Raw genomic sequence first — 1,711 nt, 5'->3', positions numbered from 1 at the left:
CGGGCGAGGACGGCGGCGGCCTCTTCGTCCCGGGCGATGCGGGCGAGGTGGTCGGAGCGCACGTGGGGGATGTGGACCGGCCGGGCGGTGGCCACGCAGCGGGTGACCATCCGGTCGGCTTCGTACCGGGTGAGTTCGCCGACCGGGTCGGCGGCGCCGGCGGCGTCGGTGGGGTAGGCGGTCTGGACGGCGAGGGCGCGGAACAGTGCCGGGCCGCTCGGTGGGTCGTGGGCGGCGCGGGCGTCGAGGACGGCGTCGAGGACGTCCACGGCGGCGATGTCGGCGAGATCGGGGACCACGGTGTCGGCGAGCTCGTGAGCGGTGGTCGCCAGATCGAGCGTGGTCCCGATCCGGGTGGAGGCGCGGGCGATCGTGGCGAGACGGCGGCGGGCCTGGACGGCCTGGCGGTCCGCGCGGTGCTGCTCGGTGACGTCCACCACCGACAGCGCGACGCCGAGCACCCGCCCGCCCGGATCTTCGAGCCGGTAGTAGGAGACCAGCCAGGCGTGCTCGCTGTCGGGGTCGGCGGGCGTGCGGCCGGTGGTGAACTGGTCGAGCAGGGGTGTTCCCCCGGTCAGGACGTGGCGCATCGCCGCCTCGATGGCGTCGGTGTCCAGGAACGGCAGCATCTCGGGGACGCTGTGTCCGAGGTGCTGCGGTGCGGGGATGCCGTTGATGTGTTCGAGGGCAGGGTTGATCAGGAGGTAGCGCAGATCGGTGTCGAATACCGCGAGGCCGATGGGGGACTGGGCGACCAGTCGGGCGGACAGTGCCAGATCGCGCTCCACACCGCGTACGACGGCTTCGTCGGCCGCGATCCCGAGCGCGTAGCGGGCGCCGTCCTTGTCGCGCAACCGCATGTTGCGGAACTCCACCAGGCGCGTCGAGCCGTCCTTGTGCCGGACGGGGAACACGCCGGCCCAGCTCTCACCGCTGGCCATCACGGTGGCGAACAATTCCAGCACGAGGCCCACGTGCTCCTCGGACACCAGAAGCTTCGCCGCGGGCCGGCCCAGCGCCTCCTCGGAGGTCCAGCCGAACAGTTCCCGGGCCTGCGGGCTCCACAACGCGATCCGTCCGTCACCGTCGAGGACGACCGCGGCCACTCCCAGTAGGTCCAGCAGTCCACCCGGCACGGACGGACCGAGATGCACCGGGGTCGGTCCCTCGTTGCGTCCGTCGGCGGCGTTCATCTGCTGGCTCCGCTCTGTCGCCCGTCCGGGAGGCCGCCCCGACTGTCCGGCTGCCCGGTTACGGATGTCGAACGGCAAGGGGCTTCCACCATCGTCCCTCAGGCCGATTCCGCCGGCAGGCCGGCTGATAGAAGCATCAGGACGAGAGGGCTCGCGCCACGCTCGCCGCCTCGACCGGCAGTAGACCCGCGACGACTGCGTGACCGCCGCCCGCAAGGCCTCCGGTGGCGCTGAGCAGCGAGCCGGTCCCGAAGACGACCAGGCCGACGGCGATCGTCCGGCGCATGCCGAATACGTCGGCCGGTCGCCCGCTCACCCCGACGAAGGCCGCCAGGGAGAGCATGTAGGCGTTCATCACCCAGTGCACGCCGGTCGGGGAGGCGTGCAGTTCCCGGCGGATCGTCGCGAGGGACACACCGACTCCCGTCTCGTCGATGAAGGTCATCGCGAGCGCGCCGCTCGCCGCCGCCAGCACCCACCAGCGCCTCGACGCCCGCGACCTGGCTGTCCGTCCTGGC

Annotated in this window: 2 protein-coding genes; both read right to left on the bottom strand. The window is 72.4% G+C overall.

Going from position 1 to position 1,711, the window contains the following annotated elements; genetic code table 11:
• On the bottom strand, positions 1 to 1,193 hold a 1,193-nt coding region (locus AB0O00_RS38050; RefSeq protein WP_363659265.1), incomplete at its 3' end, for a PAS domain-containing protein.
• A gap of 136 nt (positions 1,194 to 1,329) precedes the next feature.
• The coding region (locus tag AB0O00_RS38045; RefSeq protein WP_363659264.1) for an MFS transporter at positions 1,330 to 1,711 on the bottom strand (382 nt) is incomplete at its 5' end.

The sequence above is a fragment of the Kitasatospora sp. NPDC093558 genome, from assembly GCF_040683475.1.
In the GTDB taxonomy this organism is placed as follows: Bacteria; Actinomycetota; Actinomycetes; order Streptomycetales; family Streptomycetaceae; genus Kitasatospora.
This window is presented reverse-complemented; position numbering and strand designations above follow the sequence as displayed.